This is a genomic window from Kroppenstedtia sanguinis (assembly GCF_050433445.1).
GTDB classification, from domain to species: domain Bacteria; phylum Bacillota; class Bacilli; order Thermoactinomycetales; family DSM-45169; genus Kroppenstedtia; species Kroppenstedtia sanguinis.
The window spans coordinates 36,345-53,378 of record NZ_JBNPXF010000016.1; the positions used below are offsets into that span (position 1 = coordinate 36,345).

General features: G+C 48.2%; 17 protein-coding genes. 15 read left to right on the forward strand and 2 right to left on the reverse strand.

What is annotated here, in order from left to right; translation table 11 throughout:
- The first annotated feature begins 109 nt into the window (after positions 1-109).
- From JOD24_RS10635 to JOD24_RS10665, 7 genes are all read left to right on the forward strand, one after another.
- Positions 110-760 carry an HAD family hydrolase gene (locus JOD24_RS10635; protein ID WP_380165480.1) on the forward strand — a complete coding sequence of 217 codons (651 nt, stop codon included), beginning with the start codon at positions 110-112 and terminating at the stop codon, positions 758-760.
- Positions 761-899: 139 nt separating this feature from the next.
- A complete protein-coding gene (locus JOD24_RS10640) occupies positions 900-1,751 on the forward strand; it encodes a MurR/RpiR family transcriptional regulator (RefSeq protein ID WP_380165325.1) in 852 nt (283 codons plus the stop codon).
- Between the two features lie 27 nt (positions 1,752-1,778).
- Positions 1,779-2,447, forward strand: a complete 669-nt coding sequence (locus JOD24_RS10645) for an N-acetylmannosamine-6-phosphate 2-epimerase (RefSeq protein WP_380165323.1) — start codon at positions 1,779-1,781, stop codon at positions 2,445-2,447.
- On the forward strand, positions 2,447-3,328 hold the full coding sequence (locus JOD24_RS10650; RefSeq protein ID WP_380165321.1) for an ROK family protein: 882 nt from the start codon (positions 2,447-2,449) through the stop codon (positions 3,326-3,328). The genes JOD24_RS10645 and JOD24_RS10650 overlap by 1 nt, the downstream gene beginning before the upstream one ends.
- Positions 3,329-3,335: 7 nt before the next feature.
- Positions 3,336-4,373, forward strand: coding sequence for a Gfo/Idh/MocA family protein (locus JOD24_RS10655; protein ID WP_380165319.1), 1,038 nt, complete (start codon positions 3,336-3,338; stop codon positions 4,371-4,373).
- Between the two features lie 160 nt (positions 4,374-4,533).
- On the forward strand, positions 4,534-5,970 hold the full coding sequence (locus JOD24_RS10660) for a PTS mannitol transporter subunit IIBC (RefSeq protein WP_380165317.1): 1,437 nt from the start codon (positions 4,534-4,536) through the stop codon (positions 5,968-5,970).
- Positions 5,971-6,004: 34 nt separating this feature from the next.
- Positions 6,005-6,439, forward strand: a complete 435-nt coding sequence (locus JOD24_RS10665; protein WP_380165315.1) for a PTS mannitol transporter subunit IIA — start codon at positions 6,005-6,007, stop codon at positions 6,437-6,439.
- A gap of 174 nt (positions 6,440-6,613) precedes the next feature.
- Here JOD24_RS10665 and JOD24_RS10670 read toward each other — a convergent pair whose 3' ends face one another.
- Both JOD24_RS10670 and JOD24_RS10675 read right to left on the reverse strand, forming a co-directional pair.
- Positions 6,614-8,290, reverse strand: a complete 1,677-nt coding sequence (locus JOD24_RS10670; RefSeq protein WP_380165313.1) for an ABC1 kinase family protein — start codon at positions 8,288-8,290, stop codon at positions 6,614-6,616.
- A 36-nt stretch (positions 8,291-8,326) separates the two neighbouring features.
- Positions 8,327-8,674, reverse strand: coding sequence for a phasin family protein (locus JOD24_RS10675; protein ID WP_380165311.1), 348 nt, complete (start codon positions 8,672-8,674; stop codon positions 8,327-8,329).
- Between the two features lie 338 nt (positions 8,675-9,012).
- Between JOD24_RS10675 and JOD24_RS10680 the strand changes: the two genes are divergently transcribed.
- From JOD24_RS10680 to JOD24_RS10715, 8 genes are all read left to right on the forward strand, one after another.
- Positions 9,013-9,699 carry a protein kinase family protein gene (locus JOD24_RS10680; protein ID WP_380165309.1) on the forward strand — a complete coding sequence of 229 codons (687 nt, stop codon included), beginning with the start codon at positions 9,013-9,015 and terminating at the stop codon, positions 9,697-9,699.
- A 78-nt stretch (positions 9,700-9,777) separates the two neighbouring features.
- On the forward strand, positions 9,778-10,800 hold the full coding sequence (locus JOD24_RS10685; protein WP_380165307.1) for an NADH:flavin oxidoreductase/NADH oxidase: 1,023 nt from the start codon (positions 9,778-9,780) through the stop codon (positions 10,798-10,800).
- A 718-nt stretch (positions 10,801-11,518) separates the two neighbouring features.
- The gene (locus JOD24_RS10690) at positions 11,519-11,800 is read left to right on the forward strand and encodes a DUF2508 family protein (protein WP_380165305.1); all 282 of its coding nucleotides are present in this window, start codon (positions 11,519-11,521) and stop codon (positions 11,798-11,800) included.
- A gap of 347 nt (positions 11,801-12,147) precedes the next feature.
- Entirely contained in the window at positions 12,148-12,570 is a 423-nt protein-coding gene (locus tag JOD24_RS10695; RefSeq protein ID WP_380165303.1) for a CoA-binding protein, read from the forward strand.
- 142 nt (positions 12,571-12,712) lie between these two features.
- The gene (locus JOD24_RS10700; RefSeq protein ID WP_380165301.1) at positions 12,713-12,895 is read left to right on the forward strand and encodes a hypothetical protein; all 183 of its coding nucleotides are present in this window, start codon (positions 12,713-12,715) and stop codon (positions 12,893-12,895) included.
- 341 nt (positions 12,896-13,236) lie between these two features.
- Entirely contained in the window at positions 13,237-13,836 is a 600-nt protein-coding gene (locus JOD24_RS10705; RefSeq protein WP_380165299.1) for a hypothetical protein, read from the forward strand.
- A gap of 223 nt (positions 13,837-14,059) precedes the next feature.
- Positions 14,060-15,265 (forward strand): Tm-1-like ATP-binding domain-containing protein, encoded by a 1,206-nt coding sequence (locus JOD24_RS10710; protein WP_380165297.1) that lies wholly within the window; start codon positions 14,060-14,062, stop codon positions 15,263-15,265.
- Between the two features lie 877 nt (positions 15,266-16,142).
- Positions 16,143-16,841 (forward strand): tetratricopeptide repeat protein, encoded by a 699-nt coding sequence (locus tag JOD24_RS10715; RefSeq protein ID WP_380165295.1) that lies wholly within the window; start codon positions 16,143-16,145, stop codon positions 16,839-16,841.
- The last annotated feature ends 193 nt before the right edge of the window (positions 16,842-17,034 follow it).

Genomic DNA, 17,034 nt, shown 5'->3' on the forward strand with positions numbered 1-17,034 from the left:
TTTATGGGTTGACATCGCCTTCACCATGGCTACTACCAAGATGAAGGAAAGTTGACTCCTTTTTAAATTATGCTAAACTGATAGTGCTATTGGAGGAGGAAGCGCCATGATTAAAGCTGTCATCTTTGATTTTGATGGTCTCATTTTAGATACGGAGACCGCATGGTATGAGTCTTATAGAAAAACATTGCTGGAGTACTATCAGTTTGATTTGCCTCTGGAAGAGTTTGTGAAATGCGTGGGTTCGGATGATACGGTTTTGTTTGTGTACCTGCAGGAAAAGCTTGGAGATGCCCTGGATGCGGATTTGATTCGGACGAGAGCGAAAATGTGGCATACAGAGAAGGTGAAGGAAGCGCAGGCGCGTGAAGGAGTGGCCCAATATTTGGAAGATGCGCGTAAAGCGGATTTGAAAATTGCGCTCGCCACGAGCTCTACGCGAGAGTGGGCGACGACCCATTTGACGAACTTAAATTTAATATCTTATTTTGACCATTTGATCACACAGGATGATGTCAAACGCATCAAGCCAGCGCCGGATCTGTTTTTGAAAACACTGGATGTTCTTGGAATTCAACCCCATGAAGGGATTGTGTTTGAGGATTCGTTGAATGGATTGATTGCAGCAAACCGGTCGAATTTGCCGACGGTTATTATTCCCAATCCCGTGACAGAGGGACTTCCATTTGAGAAATACCACTTAAAGCTCACGTCGATGGCAGAGATGAGTCTGGACGAGGTGCTCCAAACTTTGGATTAGTTTTCTCGCAAAATGGAGGAAAAATCCGTTTTGAAATGATTTCCGGTGAAAAAATCCATCTTTCCTGTTATGATGAGAGTATATCCAAGAGATGAATGGCATTTGTCTCAAAAAAATTCAGGATAAGGATTTGTGAACAATGGATAAAGCCGTTGACTTCAACACAAAGGTTTATAGTTATATCCATACATTGACGAGGTCCGAAAAAAAAGTGGCAGACTATGTCCTCGAAAATATGGAGGAGACCATCTATTTAACCGTGACTGAACTAGCGGAAAAAGTAGGGGTAGGGGAAACCACCGTACTGAGATTTTGCAGAAGAATCGGCTACAAAGGCTATCAGGCTTTCAGAATGGCGGTGACAAAGGAGGTCGCAAAGCAGTCGAATGAAGATTTCGATGACATTGATGAAACAAATGTTATGCAGGCGATTGTGCAAAAGTCCACCTATGCCAGCATCCAGGCTTTAAAGGAAACGGCAAGTTTAATCGGTACAAAAGAGTTAGAAAAGTCGATTGAATTGATGGTAAAACAAAAGCGGATCGTCATGTACGGGTCATCCATGTCAGAAAATACTGCCCAAGATGCCCGCAATAAGTTTCTGCGTATCGGAAGGGTAGTCGAAGTTTATACAGATGCACATATGCAAGCTATGTCGGCAGCCACTTTAACAGATGAAGATCTTGCTATAGGGATCTCCATCAGCGGGAGTACCAAGGATACCTTTGATGCACTTACGATTGCCAAAGAGAATGGAGCGAAAATTATTTCGCTGACGCACTCGAGACGATCCCCCATCGCAGATATATCGGATACCGTCTTACTGACTGCGGGAAGAGAGACTCCCTTGCAAGGCGGTTCTCTAGGGGCGAAGATCTCCCAATTGCTTGTCATCGATCTACTCTTTAATGGAGTAGCGAGTCAACAACAGGAAAGAGCCAAACGATACAAAGATCTCACCGCCAAAGCGGTTCTGGATAAAGCATATTAAAAATAGAAGAATGATAGGTGAATAGAGATGATGAAACCATTGGAAGGCGGCCTGGTTGTCTCCTGTCAGGCCCTCGAAGATGAGCCCTTGCACGGGCCTATGCATATGGCAGCGATGGCGATCGCTGCCAAAGAGGGAGGGGCTGTGGGCATTCGGGCCAACGGTTCCGCTGATATCCAGGAGATCAAGAGATACGTCGATTTGCCGGTCATTGGCATTTTAAAAAAGCGATACCCAGGTTGTGATGCTTTTATCACTCCCACTAAAGCGGATGCCAAACTTGTGGCAGAGGCGGGTGCAGATATTGTTTCAATCGATGCGACGAACGTATCCCGTCCGGAAAAGTTGGAAGAATTAGTTCATTATATCCAAGAAGACCTGGGCAAGAGGGTCATGGCGGATATTGCAACGTTGGAAGAGGGGATCCATGCTGAAAAAATCGGGTGTGACTTTGTAGGAACGACATTATCCGGATACACGGCGGAGACAAAGGATCGCGAGCGTCCGGACTTTGGTTTGTTGGAGAAGTTGGTCCAACAGCTGGCTGTTCCTGTTGTGGCGGAAGGCAATATCAGTCTACCTGCACAAGCCAAAAAAGCCCTAGAATTGGGTGCATTCTTCGTCGTCGTCGGCACAGCGATTACACGTCCCCAACTGATTACTAAAAAATTTGTGGAAGGCATGAGGAGCTCGTGATGAAAGCGATCGGTATTGATATCGGAGGAACCAAAATAGGCATAGGTGTCGTACGAGAGGATGGCGTATTTCTCAAAAAGGAGGAAATATCCACCAACCCACATATGAATGGCGAAAGTATCCTTTCAAGGATTGCGGAGCGATTGAGGCAGTTCCGAGAGGAAGAGATCGCAGGTATTGGGATCGGAACAGCAGGGCAAATCAGTCCGAGGGGAGTCGTGTTATCATCTACGGACACATTTTCGGACTGGAAGGGAATCAATGTGAAACGACAGATGGAAGAAGCGACGGGATGTCGTGTAGAGGTTGTGAACGATGTACAGGCGATGGGGCTTGGAGAACAGCGATTCGGTGCAGGGAAAAATGTGAACGATTTCATTTGTGTCGCTTTAGGAACCGGTGTCGGGGGATCGATCATCACTAACGGAAAGTTAGTCCGGGGACATCTCGGAGCAGCAGGTGAATTGGGGCATATGATTCTGATTCCGGAGGGTCGCAGATGTCCCTGTGGCAACAGAGGATGTCTGGAAGCACACGTTTCGGGTGTTGCCATCGAGTCCCTCTATCAGGAGAGGTATTCAGTCGCCAAAAAGGGCCAGCTGATCTTTAAAGAAGCTTTGGAAAACGATCCGCATGCTCTTGCAGTCGTTGAACACTATCTTATGGACCTGACGACGGGGCTGACCTCACTGGTCAATATTTTCAATCCCGAAAAAGTGATTCTCGGAGGGGGGGTTGCACAGTCCTTATTGCCGTATATGGAGAGATTAACCTACGACGTACGAAGGTATGTGGCCCCTGTGAACGATAAAGTCTCTATTGAACAATCCCGTTTGAGGGGGGATGCGATGATTTTAGGTGCGGCAAGTTTAGTGATGTGAGCGACTCATGAATATTTTATTGGAAAAGGATGTGTTTGCATTTATGAAACAGTTAAACGTAGCAGTGATTGGACTCGGTGTGATGGGACGAACCCATGCACGAATCTTCTCTGAACTGCCAAATGTTCAACTCGTAGCCGTAAACGATATTAACCATGCCCTTGCAGAAAAAATCGCCAGTGAGTTTAACTCTGTCGCGGTAAAAGATTTGCAGGATCTGTTTGCAGATGAGAATGTACAAGCTGTAAGTATTTGTACATCTGATGATCAGCATTATGATGTAGCCAGCATGGCATGTAAGCACGGAAAGCACATTCTGATTGAAAAACCATTGGCGGATACGGTTGAAGATGCCAAGGGGATTCTTGACCAAGCCAATGAAAACGGTGTCAAGCTGATGGTCGGTCATTCACTTCGTTGGGATCCTCGTTATTACTTGGCTAGAGAAGCCGTGCAAGAAGGTAAGATCGGAGAAACGGTTCATTTGCATGCGCGAAGAAATAATTCCTATCTGAACGGCCAAAGACTGCGAGGAAGAACCTCTGTCGCTATGTTCCTGGGTGTGCATGATCTAGATGCAATCGAATGGATTACCGGTGATCGGATTGTCGAGGTCTCTGCAGTAGAAGTTCGTAAGCGCTTAAAAGAGTTTGACGTGGCAGATGCGATCATCACTACTCTGCGCTTCCAATCTGGAGCCATTGGTAGCTACGAAACCAGCTGGGTTCTTCCGGAAAATCATGTGGAACTGGATGCGAAGTTGGATATCACTGGCACAGATGGGGTCTTAAATATTGATATTTTGGATCAGAACATTCGTGTGTATGAAAAAGACAATCAAATCACGTATCCCGATACGATGTACGGCGTGGATCTGTATGGCAAGCAGACCGGCATTATGAAAGAGGAACTCAGTTCTTTTGTGGAGGGTGTACTTGAAGGCAAATCGTTCCCCATTTCACCTGAGGATGCCTATCGCGCAGTGAAGATTGTCAAATGCATCGAAGAATCGGCGAAATGTGGACAACCCGTAAAAATCGATTAGAGTGTGGCAGTCTCCCGGAAACATTGTGATCTGTATTGAAGGGGCGGGATGGGGTTTCCGCTCCATTTGTTGATATGACATAGCCAAGGCACTCTGCGGAAACTCCATCCCGACTTAAATCACAACGCTTCCAGATCTCATCGTAAGGAGTTGTGAGTGAATGGCTGAAAAAAGAAATATTCGTGCACAGATTCAGAGATACGGAAGTAACCTGAGTAGCATGATTATCCCCAACTTGGGTGCATTCATTGCTTGGGGGTTGCTAACAGCAATTGCGATCCCGACAGAACTCGAATTGTTCAACAATTTTATTGATCCCATGTTGCATTATTTGTTGCCTTTGCTCATTGCCTTTTCAGGTGGACGGATGCTCCACGATTTTCGTGGTGGAGTGGTAGGGGCCACCGCGACCATGGGAGTGATTGTTGCTACCGATATTCCGATGTTTATCGGGGCCATGATCATGGGTCCCCTCGGTGGTTGGGCGATAAAGAAATTTGACCAATGGGTAGATGGCAAGATTCGCGCAGGGTTTGAAATGCTCGTAAATAATTTTTCTGCCGGGATCATCGGAGCACTCCTCGGTTTGTTTGGATCCGTGGCGATTGGACCGCTTGTGGCTGGCCTGACAAGCATGATGGAATTGGGTGTGAATACGATTGTGGGATGGGGTTTACTTCCGCTTGTCAGTATTCTTATTGAGCCGGCAAAGGTGATGTTTTTAAACAATGCGATTGGTCAGGGTATTCTCAATCCGATTGCCAGTGGACAAGTCGCCGAAACCGGGAAATCATTCCTGTTTCTCCTCGAGGCGAACCCAGGGCCTGGGCTCGGGATCTTACTTGCTTTTATGGTATTTGGTAAAGGTACTTCTAAGGCATCTGCCTATGGGGCTGGTCTGATTCATTTTATCGGTGGGATTCATGAAATCTATTTCCCTTATGTCTTAATGAAGCCTGCTCTTATCATCGCGGCGATCTTGGGTGGTATGAGCGGAATCTACATGATGACTCTCTTTGATGCGGGCTTGGTAAGTGTCGCTTCGCCAGGGAGTATCATTCCGATCCTGCTTTTGACTGCTTCTGATAGCTATCTAGGAGTTATTTTAAGTGTTCTTCTCGCAACAATCGTTTCTTTTGTAATCGCTTCACTGATCCTGAAGATGGACCGCAAGGGAACAGAAGATATCGGCGAAGCTAGTGAAAAAATGGAGTCCCTCAAAGGGAAAAGGAGCAGCGTCGCCTCTCATTTTGCCAGTACCACCGAGGTAGAAAAAGCTGAAGTGGTAAGTTATGAGCACGTGAAAAGAATCGTTTTTGCCTGTGATGCGGGGATGGGCTCCAGTGCCATGGGGGCATCCTTATTGAAGAATAAATTGAAGAAAGCAGAGCGAACCGACATCGATGTCAAAAATATTGCCATCAGCAATTTGCCAACCGATGCTCAAATCATTTTCACTCACAAAGATTTAACCGAAAGAGCGCAAGAAAAACAGCCGGATGCGATTCATGTTTCTGTTGATAATTTCTTGAGTAGTCCGCGATATGACGAAGTCGTGGAACGTTTGAACTCACAAACCGAAGAGGGCTCCTCGTAAGAACCGAAATAAAAATAATAGAGGAGGGGAACCGATGAGTGAAATCCTAAAAGTAGACAACATTCGCCTTTCTGCAAAGGCGACCCTAAAAAAGGAGGCTATTGCCGAGGCCGGCGGTATGCTGGTTGAGCAGGGCTATGTCGCAGAGAATTATATTTCCAAAATGTATCAGAGAGAAGAAGCGGTCTCTACCTATATGGGAAACCTATTGGCTATTCCCCACGGAACGGATGATGCCAAGAACGAGGTACATCAATCAGGCTTGGTGATCCTGACACATGATCAGCCGATTGATTGGGATGGTCATGATGTCCGGCTCGTTATTGGAATCGCGGGGAAAGACAATGAGCATCTCGAGCTACTCTCGAAAATCGCAATTGTCTGTTCTGATCTGGAAAATGTAGAACGACTCCTACAGGCGAAAAGCGAGGAGGAAGTGCTTCAGTTTTTTGATGGGGTGAATGAGTAAAGCAAGGTTGTTGATCAAATTCCTAAACGGTCCGTCTTCAGATGGCACCGGAGCGTAGGCGAACTTCTCCCCTATTAGGGCGAATCAACCCGCCTAAGATGGAAATCTATCGAAAAAGAAGGCCCAATTCGCTCTCTTCCCTGAGTGACTTGGGCCTTTTTGTCATCTTTTCTACTATAACCTTCCCGACTTGATAATGGAGTAGATAAGCCACATCAACATGAATAAGGCGATCACAAAACCGATTTCGATGGCAGGGATTTTCCACAGAAGAGTTTGCTGGCGGGTCAGAGAAGACCCGATGATCAGTCCGCACATAATGATGCTGAAGGAGAGTAAGACGATGCTGTAGGAGAGGCGGTTGATGATCTGATCCATTTTTCGCAAAAACAGATTGAGCCGGGGAACACCCACATCCACCTGGAATCGACCCTTTTTTAGGTTTTCAGTCAGTTGGCGCAGATTCTTCGGCATCTCCAGCAAGGTTTCTCCCATGTCGTATACATGTCTCCAAGTCTCTCGCATGATCCGTCTTGGATTTAACCGAGCCCGAATCAGCTGATCACCAAAAGGTTTTGTGATCTCCGTAATGTTGATCTCGGGATCCAGTTTTTTAACGACACCTTCCAAAGACAGGATGGTTTTCCCCAGGAGGGTGAGGTCAGGGGGAATCTGGATCCGGTATTTAAAGGCGAGTTCAAACAGATCCTGAACTGTGTCCCCTAGATTGATTTCCGACAGAGTGATGTCGTAATACTTGTCGTTGAGTTCATCCACGTCTAACCAAAAGGCTTCCGTATCCACATCTTCGGGAACCATACCCATGCGGAGCAGGGCCCGGACCGCACTATCAGTGTCCCGTCGCATCAAGGCGACCACCATGGAGGAAAAATGGTTTTTCATCTCGGGAGTCAGTCGGCCTACCATGCCAAAGTCGAGCAGAGCAATCCGATTTCCAGGCAAGGCGAATAGATTGCCCGGATGGAGATCCCCATGAAAAACTCCGGCGATCAAGATTTGGCGAAACATGATCAGCACTAACCGCTCCGCCAACAGCTTCCGATTGAATCCTTGTTCTTCCAGATCTTTCATCCCGCTCAGTTTGACGCCACTGATATATTCCATGGTTAAGACCCGGTGGGTAGTCAGATCCCAATCCACCTGGGGTATGTAAACTGGATCCTCATCGGTGTATAGACTACGGATCTTGTCCATATGACGCGCTTCAGCGGTGTAGTCCAGCTCCTGATGGACGGCACGGGCCAGCTCGTCTACCACTTTGCCGATCTGGTATTGCCTGCCCCACTCCAACCGTTCCTCTGCCAGTTCCGCCCACTCCCGCAGGATTTGCAGATCACGATGGACGATCCCGGAAATCCCTGGACGTTGAATCTTAACCGCCACGGTTTCCCCGCTGTGTAACACCGCTCGATGTACCTGACCGATGGAGGCGGCGGCGATAGGGTTTTCATCGAATTTCGAGAAGTATTGAGAGTAGTCCCCCAGCTCTTGTTCCAAAACTTGCTGAATCTCTGGGAAGGAGTGGGGGCGCACATGGTCCTGCAGTTTTTCAAGTTCATGGATCATGCTCTCAGGTAGAAGATCGGAACGGGTGCTAGCTACTTGGCCCAGCTTCACAAAAGCTGGGCCCAACTCTTCCAGTGCTTTGCGGATATGCTTGCCTATTGTAACCGGATCCTTTTTGACCGGTGGCGATTCCTTTGCCTTTTTAGGCAGGGAGAGTTTGGAGAAGAGTCCGGTCTCCTCCAAGATGTAGCCGAAGCCATGTCGGGCAAATACAGTTGCAATCTCTCGGTATCGATTGAGGTTTCTAATTTTTTTTCCAAACATCAGATGCACCCCTTGGCAGCCTTCTCTGAAAGCGTGTCAGGATTCTGGACCCGATTCTTCTTGAACAGGCGTTTGTTTGTTGGCCTCTAGATGGGACAATCGCTCTTCCTGGAGATGGATCTGTTCCTCTAGACGCTGAATGTCTTCATGAGTGGAGATATTCATCTCGTTGAGCAGTTTGGTCATTCGTCCGCGGAGATATTGATCCAATTGTTCCTGCTCCTGTTCACCCCGGGCAATCAGTTTCTCCAGTAGCTCTTTGGAGGCGGAGGGGGTCATTTCTCCCCGATTCACCATGTCCCGCAGGATTTTTTCCATCCGTTCTTTACTGATTACAGCTAACCCCACACTAGCAGCCAATCCTTTTTTCATCCAGTCTTTCATCATGGCTTCCTCCTTTACGTAATAACTTTCGTTTTATCACTCCTTATCCCTCTTTTCCCCCGATGAGTGAAGATTAATCCAGTCGGATCTCGGAGTCATGACTGGGGTGGGGAGGGATGGGCCCGTGATTGAATGGAGGTCTCCACTCCGTCCCCGGTCTGATCAGTTTAGTAATTTATCTCCCTGGGTTCATCTAGGAGGATTTGTCGGTTTTGTCCGCAAAATGGACATATTATAGATAAGTCATCTGTTTGACACAAGGGTTAAAGAAAAGTATTATTTTCGGGTATAGATCAAAATAACCGGGTCCAGGCCTTTATCAGACAAGGGGGAACCCAATGTTTTGGAGTTGGATCCAGCCTCTGATCGAAAATGTGAAAATCCAGGGCCAACCGGGGAATCAACTGGTGACCATTTTCCACATTCCAAATGAATTGGAGAAGGTCGGTATCGGGACGGATGCAGTGGTGGTTCGTCACCCCTCGGAACCCCAAGTAGTGTTTAAGTGTTATGCACCCGGCCGGGAGCAGAAGCGATTGGATGAATACGAGGTGTATCGCCGTCTTGGAGATACCCCGTACTTTCCAGTCTGCTTTGGAATGGGGGACTCTTTCCTCGTCCTTAGCCATGAGCGGGGTCCTACATTGTACGAATGTGTCTCCCAAGGGATTGTCATCCCGGAAAACATCATTGCAGAGGTGGAGGCGGCACGCCGCTATGTCCGCAACCAGGGTCTCAATCCACGGGATTTGCATTTGAAAAACATCCTGTTGCAGGAGGGGCATGCCAAATTGCTGGATGTTTCCGAGTACCTCAAACCAGGCGATGACGCCCGGTGGGATCATCTGGTACAGGGGTATCGGCTGGTTTATCCGTTGATCAGAGGACGAAAGATCCCGGTTTGGCTGATGGAACGGGTGAAAAAAACTTATTTTCAGCAAGTGGCGGGGGAATTCTCCGTCTCGGAATTTGCCCGCCCCTTTTTATCGCTTTTACATCGGGAACAGGAACAGGACCGTCCTTAAGGGCGGTTTTTGTTTTTGATGGACCGGGTATAATTGAAAAGATATTTCGTTTCCGTAAAGAAAAAGGAGTGGTGAGATTTGCCGGGTTTGTTAGATCCTGTCGAGTGGAAAGGGTTGAAGCTGAAAAATCGAATTATGATGTCTCCCATGTGCCAATACAGTGTGGAGGCACGGGATGGTGCGCCGGAAGAATGGCATGATGTTCATTATGTTTCCCGTGCTGTGGGAGGAACAGGATTGATTATGATGGAGATGACGGATGTCCATCCCGACGGTCGGATCAGTGACCGGGATCTGGGGCTTTGGTCTGATAAGCAGATTCCCGCTTTTCAGCGGATAATCCAGGCCTGTCAGCGGTATGGGGCCAAAGTAGGGATCCAGATCGCCCATGCCGGGCGCAAAGCGGAATCGGAAAGTCTGCGGCCGGTGGCTCCCTCGGCAATTTCTTTCCATGAGAACTTTCGTGTTCCCCATGAAATGACCACAACTGAGATTCAAGAGATGGTGAATCTCTTCGGACAGGCGGCAGAGCGAGCCGTTCAGGCGGGAGTGGACACCTTGGAGATTCACGGTGCTCATGGCTACCTGATCCATCAATTCATCTCTCGCATCTCCAACCGGAGAACGGACGAATACGGGGAACCGGATCGTTTTGCTTCAGAAGTGATCCGTACCGTTCGGAAACGGATTCCAGAAACGATGCCCTTGATGATGCGGATCTCCGCTGTCGAGTACGCTGACGGAGGATATACTCTGGAAGAGACGGTGGAACGTTGCAAAAAGTTCCGTGATCTAGGTGTGGATGTCTTCGATGTGAGTTCCGGCGGTGAGTCCCCAACGGGGCCCTCTCCGGTGCAAGCGGGCGCCCCCGGTTATCAGGTACCCTTGGCTACCACTATTCGGAATGAGGTAGGCGTCCCGGTGGTCGCCGTCGGTAATCTGGATGATCCCAAAGTGGCGGAGATGGTGGTGCGAAACGGCCTGGCCGATGCGGTGGCCGTCGGTCGGGGCATGTTGCGCAATCCCTATTGGGCCAATGAAGCGGCCCTTGCTCTGGGTCAAGATCACATTCTTCCTCGTCCATATGCACCGGCACTTTGAAAGGAAAACCTGGCAGACCACCTCAAGATGGGTCTACCAGGTTTTTTCTTGGAAATCGAGATATTTGAGAGCAGGCGTGTTGATTAGCCCTATTTTAGGTGAGAAATAAGGTTCGGGATGGTGGGATGGTGAAGAGCCTTTGCGCTCTCTGCAAGAGACCGTAGCCGTCCCCCCATCCCCGTCCCCTTAAGCCATATTTTACGATGGGGGGGGCAATGGGAATAAAAGTCAATTTTACTCTCTCCACCTATTTCCTGGTCTGATTTGGGAAAAATTCAGGGCTAGGGGATGAAGCTGAGGCGACGTTTCCCAGGTGACTTGCAAGAGGTTGCATCTAGGGAGTGAAACCGTGGCCCATTGGACCCTTCTCATCGTTTTCGCCGTTGTGGTGATCTTTCCCCACATGGATCGGAGATTGGGTACCCGAGGGACAGCGGGTGTTCCAAGTCGTATCCTTTCCAAGGCGAGTCGGGATCTTGAGGGTGTAGAGCCTAGTCGAGGGAGAGGATGGATCCTTTGCGGGCGGGGTAATAGAGTAAAAGACGGAACCGTACATAAAAAAGTTCCTCCTCAGTAGAGTCAGGTGCAACCCCTCCAATGTATGAGTGAAACTGAACCGGAGTGAATTGACTGTCGGAGAAATTGTGGGATGACGACCCACCCGTTCCGAACATCATGGGACTATTCAGGTGGAATAAGACATAGGGTGGAAAAAAGGATGAGACATGATGAGAAGGATGGAAATACAGAGGAACCCGGTTCAAAGGGGATGATAAGTTTGCGCTTTTTCAGCCAGGAGAAAGACTGTAAATCACGTTTCGAGGAAATTCAGGAAGAGATGAAGCAGACACGCCGGGAGTGGGAGCGGACCAAAGAGCAGTTGGATCATCTCACAGATCCGGACCTGGTGGACAGTGCCATCTACCGGTTGAACTCCCTGGAAAAACGATGTATGTATTTGATGAAGGAATTGAAGGCCTTGCAAAGTAAAGTGGTTTGACACGGGCTCGCCGATGGCGGGTTTTTTCTTGTCCTTCCGATTGGCTGTGGTGGACATCGATTTGAGTCGACTCCTCATCGACAACTTGTCTGTACACATAAAAAAGGGGTTGCCGATCCTCTTGAAATCGTTTGTTGCAAGACCAAAGGAGAGGAGAAGGTGCAGATCGGCTACCCGTTTCAGAAAATGATATATCAATTAGATATATTCTAGTATATATATTAATTATGCAGGATGAGATGAAGAAAATAAAGCGCTGGTTTTTTCCATTTGCGGAATGGGTAACTATTGTTCCTAAGGGAGCGATTTGGGGTATAGTTGGAACAAAGGATGAGGAGGGAGTTCGATTGCATCAAAATCCGAATCATGATCAAATCAGAAGTCTGTTGAGAAATGCAAAAAATATTGCTGTGGTGGGCCTGTCTGACAAGCCGGATCGGACGAGTCACATGATTGCCGCTGCCCTGCAAAAGGCGGGTTACCGGATTTTCCCGGTGAATCCAGTCCTGAAGGAACCGGTTCTCGGGGAGAAGCCCTATGCCTCTCTGACGGAGATTGAGGAGAGGATCGATATCGTCGATGTGTTTCGGAGAAGCGAATACTGCGTCCCGATTGCAAAGGATGCCGTGGCAGCCGGAGCCAAAGTGTTGTGGTTGCAGCAGGGAATCGTCAACGAAGAGGCGGCAGCCATCGCTGGGACTGCAGGCTTGACCGTGGTGATGGATCGTTGTATCAAAGTGGATCATGCGATATTGCTGGGGAGGAGCTGACACCCGCTACGCGGCGGGTGTTTTCCGACTGCAAACTCTGGATTCGTTACTTGACTACCTGGTGGACCCTGGAATCATATAATAAAATAGGATGTAACTTCACTGGTAAGACAGCACCATCCTTGCTTAAGAGGTGATCGCTGTGCAAACGATGAAATTGTCAACTCTCATCTTGACTGTTTCCCCTGAACTGTACGAATTGCTTCGTGAGGAAGAGCTGGAATCCGAAGTTATTGTCAGCGACCTCCGTGCACTCAATAAGAAAGATATCAGTGAAATCATCGAGGAAACCATCCAGCACTATCACCGTGCATATTATCACTAGAAACGTTGTGAAAAAACTATTCACAGGGAGTGGCTTGAGCTCGCTAGAACTTACCCATACCGACCCGTTTCAGATCTGGATGACTCGATACCCCCTTTGGAGGAGTGCTCCAGACTACTGGGATGGATTGAAAGAAATCCAATGTCCCATGTCCCAAACAGAGGGCATACCATTTTCAAACCATTCTCTCCCTGATCTTTTCCCCTCTGCACATGTGAAGGAATTCTTCTGTACTCGATAAAAAAAGGAAAGATTCGCGATTTATTTTTTTAATTCGACACAAAAGTTTATAGATCATACGAATTATTATATAAGGGGAGAAAAACAGAGGGGTTTGAAGAATGGATTGTACAAGTTGGGCAGTACAGATTGGGTGGAAACACCATCTCGTCGAATCGGATTTTTCTGGCGAAGTCGGGTCCATCCGTTTGAATGGAGTTTTGATAGAGCAATGGACTTTGAACAACTCAGGGGAATGCCATCGATTGATCTTCCTCCAGGATCAAAGACTAGGATTGCATCTGTCTAAAGACCAGAAGGGCAAGTTTAATTGCGATTTGTCTTTAAATGGAATCTCCGTTGAAACCGGTGAGAAGGTGGATGCCTTTCTTTCCAGTCCCTCAGAGGGGATCTGGAAGCAATGGTATCTGCGGCTGGAGAGTGGACTTCACATCCTGTGCCTGGATCACTGTCTTCATATTCGGAGGACAGTTTATATCGACGGCAAATTGATGATGGATATCCGGTATGAGGTGGAGGAAGAGGGGGACCACCTGTTTATGTTCAAAGGATGCCAAATCGGGATTCACTTGCGACAGGTGGAGGAAGAAGGGTTTCTCTACCAAGTGACTGTGGACGGAACCCCGCAGGATCCGGGAGGATTACCGGGAGATGCTTTTGAAGAGCAAGTGGAATATGGACGGAATGCTTCATCGTTTTAGGGATGGTCTTTTCTTCGGATTGCACAAATTTTTGGATGATGCAGGCGACCGGACAGATGATTGTTTTTGGAAAGGGGAAAGTTATGGGATCTGTTTCTGGCATCCCTCCCCTGATCTTCGTTCGTTAGGAGAATATCCTGATTGACTTTTTGGAAAACAGTGCAACTCACACACAGTGGAAGACGTTCTAATCAATGTAAAATTTTTTTTAGGAGGTTGAACTGTGGCAAAAACGATTGCAGTGATCGGTGCATTGGATACCAAAGGCAAGGACTATGCTTTTGTCAAAGAGGCGATCGAAGCCCGAGGACATCATGCCTTACTGATCGATATCGGAATTTTGGGCGAGCCTTACATTTCAGCGGATATCCCAGCGGAATACGTGGCAAAAGCGAGTGGAGTCACCCTGGATGAATTGAAAAACAAAGGGGATAAATCCCTGGCCATGTTGGTGATGACCAAAGGTGTGGCCCAGGTGGTGAAGGAGTTGCATGCGGCGGGGCGGATTGATGGTGGCTTTTCCATGGGCGGATCCAACGGGACCATCATCGGAACGGCGGCGCTACGAGCTCTCCCCCTCGGTGTGCCCAAAGTGATGGTGAGTACTGTCGCATCTGGAGATACCCATCCCTATGTGGGAATCAGCGATGTGGTGATGTTTCCCTCCATCCTGGATGTTTCCGGCGTGAACCGGTTCAGCGCACAGATCTACGCCAATGCGGTCGGAGCGATTTGTGGGATGGTGGAAACCCAAGTCCCGGAAATCGAAACCCGGCCTTTGATCACAGCGTCCATGTTTGGCAATACGACCCAAGCGGTCAACCAATGTACGGAATTTTTGGAAGATAAGGGCTACGAAATGCTGGTTTTCCACGCTACTGGCACCGGTGGTCGCACGATGGAAGCCTTGGTGGAGAAGGGTTACGTCTCCGGTATGCTGGATTTGACCACGACGGAGCTCGCCGATGAGTTGGCGGGTGGTGTACTGTCAGCAGGTCCTGATCGGATGGATGCGGCAGCAGAATTGGGGTTGCCTCAGGTGGTAGCACCTGGTTGCTTAGATATGATCAATTTTTGGGGAATAGATAGTGTTCCCGAGGAATTGAAAGATCGAATTATCTATCAGTGGAATCCCAACGTGACCTTGATTCGGACCACTCCGGAGGAGAATGAACATCTGGGCCGGATCCTGGCCCAAAAGGTGAACCGGGCTCAAGGGCCAGCGGCGATTTTTCTGCCTTTGCAAGGAGTTTCCGCCCTGGATGCTGAAGGAAAAGAGTTTTGGTGGCCGGAAGCCGACGCTGCCCTGTTCGAGGGGATTAAATCCCACATCCGGCCCGAGATCCCAATCATTGAATTGGATTGTAACATCAACGATCGCCAGTTTGCCCAAGCAACTACGCAAAAATTGTTGGAAATGATGGACTGAACTAATTCTTATACACAGGCGTGTTGATTAGTGAAATCAGGTCGGGATGGTGGGACGGTGAAGAGCGAAAGGTCAATTTTGTTTTCATCACCCATTTCCCGGTTAATCAACAGCCCCTGACTTATACATTATTCCTTTCCCCCTTTGCGAAGAGTAAGGGAAGAGGGAAGTCGGAAACAGACACCGTCTGGAGACCCTATAAAGGTTTCCAGACGGTTTTTTGCTTGGTCTAGGCTTGTCGTGGTAAAGAAGGAGGAGCTTTACAAAGGCAGAGGATCTCCAGGGAATAGTTGAGGACATGCGTGTTGATTACCACATTTTGGGCGGGGAGATCGTGTTCACCCACGCGACCGTTGCATCCGGCAAGGAAGTGAAAACTGGCCGCTCCAAATCTGACCATCGGGCAGGGGCAAAGCCTAACGAAAGCAAAACGGAGAAGATGTTGTCCCTAAACGCCCTCTCGTAAGACTTCTCCGCTGGGTAGGATGGCTACCTTTATTCCAGGGCTTCAGCCCATCGAGATTGTAGTGCCCATGGCGCATCCTTAATTTCAAATTGTAGTGCCCATGGCGCATCCTTAATTTCAAATTGTAGTGCCCATGGCGCATCCTTAATTTCAAATTGTAGTGCCTGTGGTGCTACTTTAATCTAGAGCTTCAGCTCCTTTGGATTGTAGTGCCCATGGTACAAAGGTCGCTTTGGCAGCACACGACTCCCTTCCACCACCCATTTTCTGGTTAATCAACAGCCCTAAGTAGAGGAGTTTGTCGAAAGAACGTGACAAAAAATGTCGAATGGGATAAAATTAATGTATTGCTTCAGGACACCACAGGTGTGGACGGATGAAGAGAGACAATATGAAAAGGGGGAACTGCTGATGGCGGCTGGAGGCACGGTAGCAAAAGCGGAAAGCGTACATACGGAAGCCTGGACATCGGATGGTGGAGAAATAGCGGTAGATTCTGATGTGGAACAGAAATATGAATTGGCCCGCACGAAAATGAGGAAAAAGCAATTTACTGAAGCGCTGGCGGCTCTTGAAGAGTTGGAAAAGGCGAATCCTTTCCACGTCAAAGGTCATTTGCTCCGGGCGCGGACATTGCAGGCGCTGGGTCGGATTTCAGATTCCCGATCCCTTTTCGAGAAAATTTTGTCGAAACACCCGGATTGCAGTGAAGTCCACCGGGAGTATGGTTGTTTTTTGCTGTTGGAAGGTGCACCGAAGGCAGCACAGGCTCATCTGTTGAAAGGTTTGACTCTCAATCCGCAGGATGCCTTTGCTCATGCGCTTCTGGCGGAAGTCTATGCTCTGACGGGGCGGAAGGGACAGGCTTTTCTCCATTTGGAAATTGCCTCTCGCTTTCGAACGAATGAGATTCGCTATTTTGAAGTATATGCTCGGGTGTTGTTCCGTTTGGAAGAATTGACGGAAGAAGTCCATTTTTTGAAAGAAGCTGTTTTTACTCATACTCACGATCGCCTTGCCAAAGCGCATTTCAAAAAAGCGATGCGTGCCCAACGGCGTGAAAAGAAGGGATTGCCTATTTTTATGCGCTTTTTGAGAGTCCGTTCTTAAAACCGGGTCAAAAAGCAAATCAAAAAAATTTTCAAACAAACATCGACAAAATTCGAAGCCTATGTTATGATCATTCTATAAGCGAGGTTGACCTCCTTGCTTATGCTACCACGCTTCTTAACTCCTTAATCTTGACCCTCTTTCATGTGGCCAGGTGGTTTTCACCCTGGTCTTTTTCTTGTTTGTATCTCCT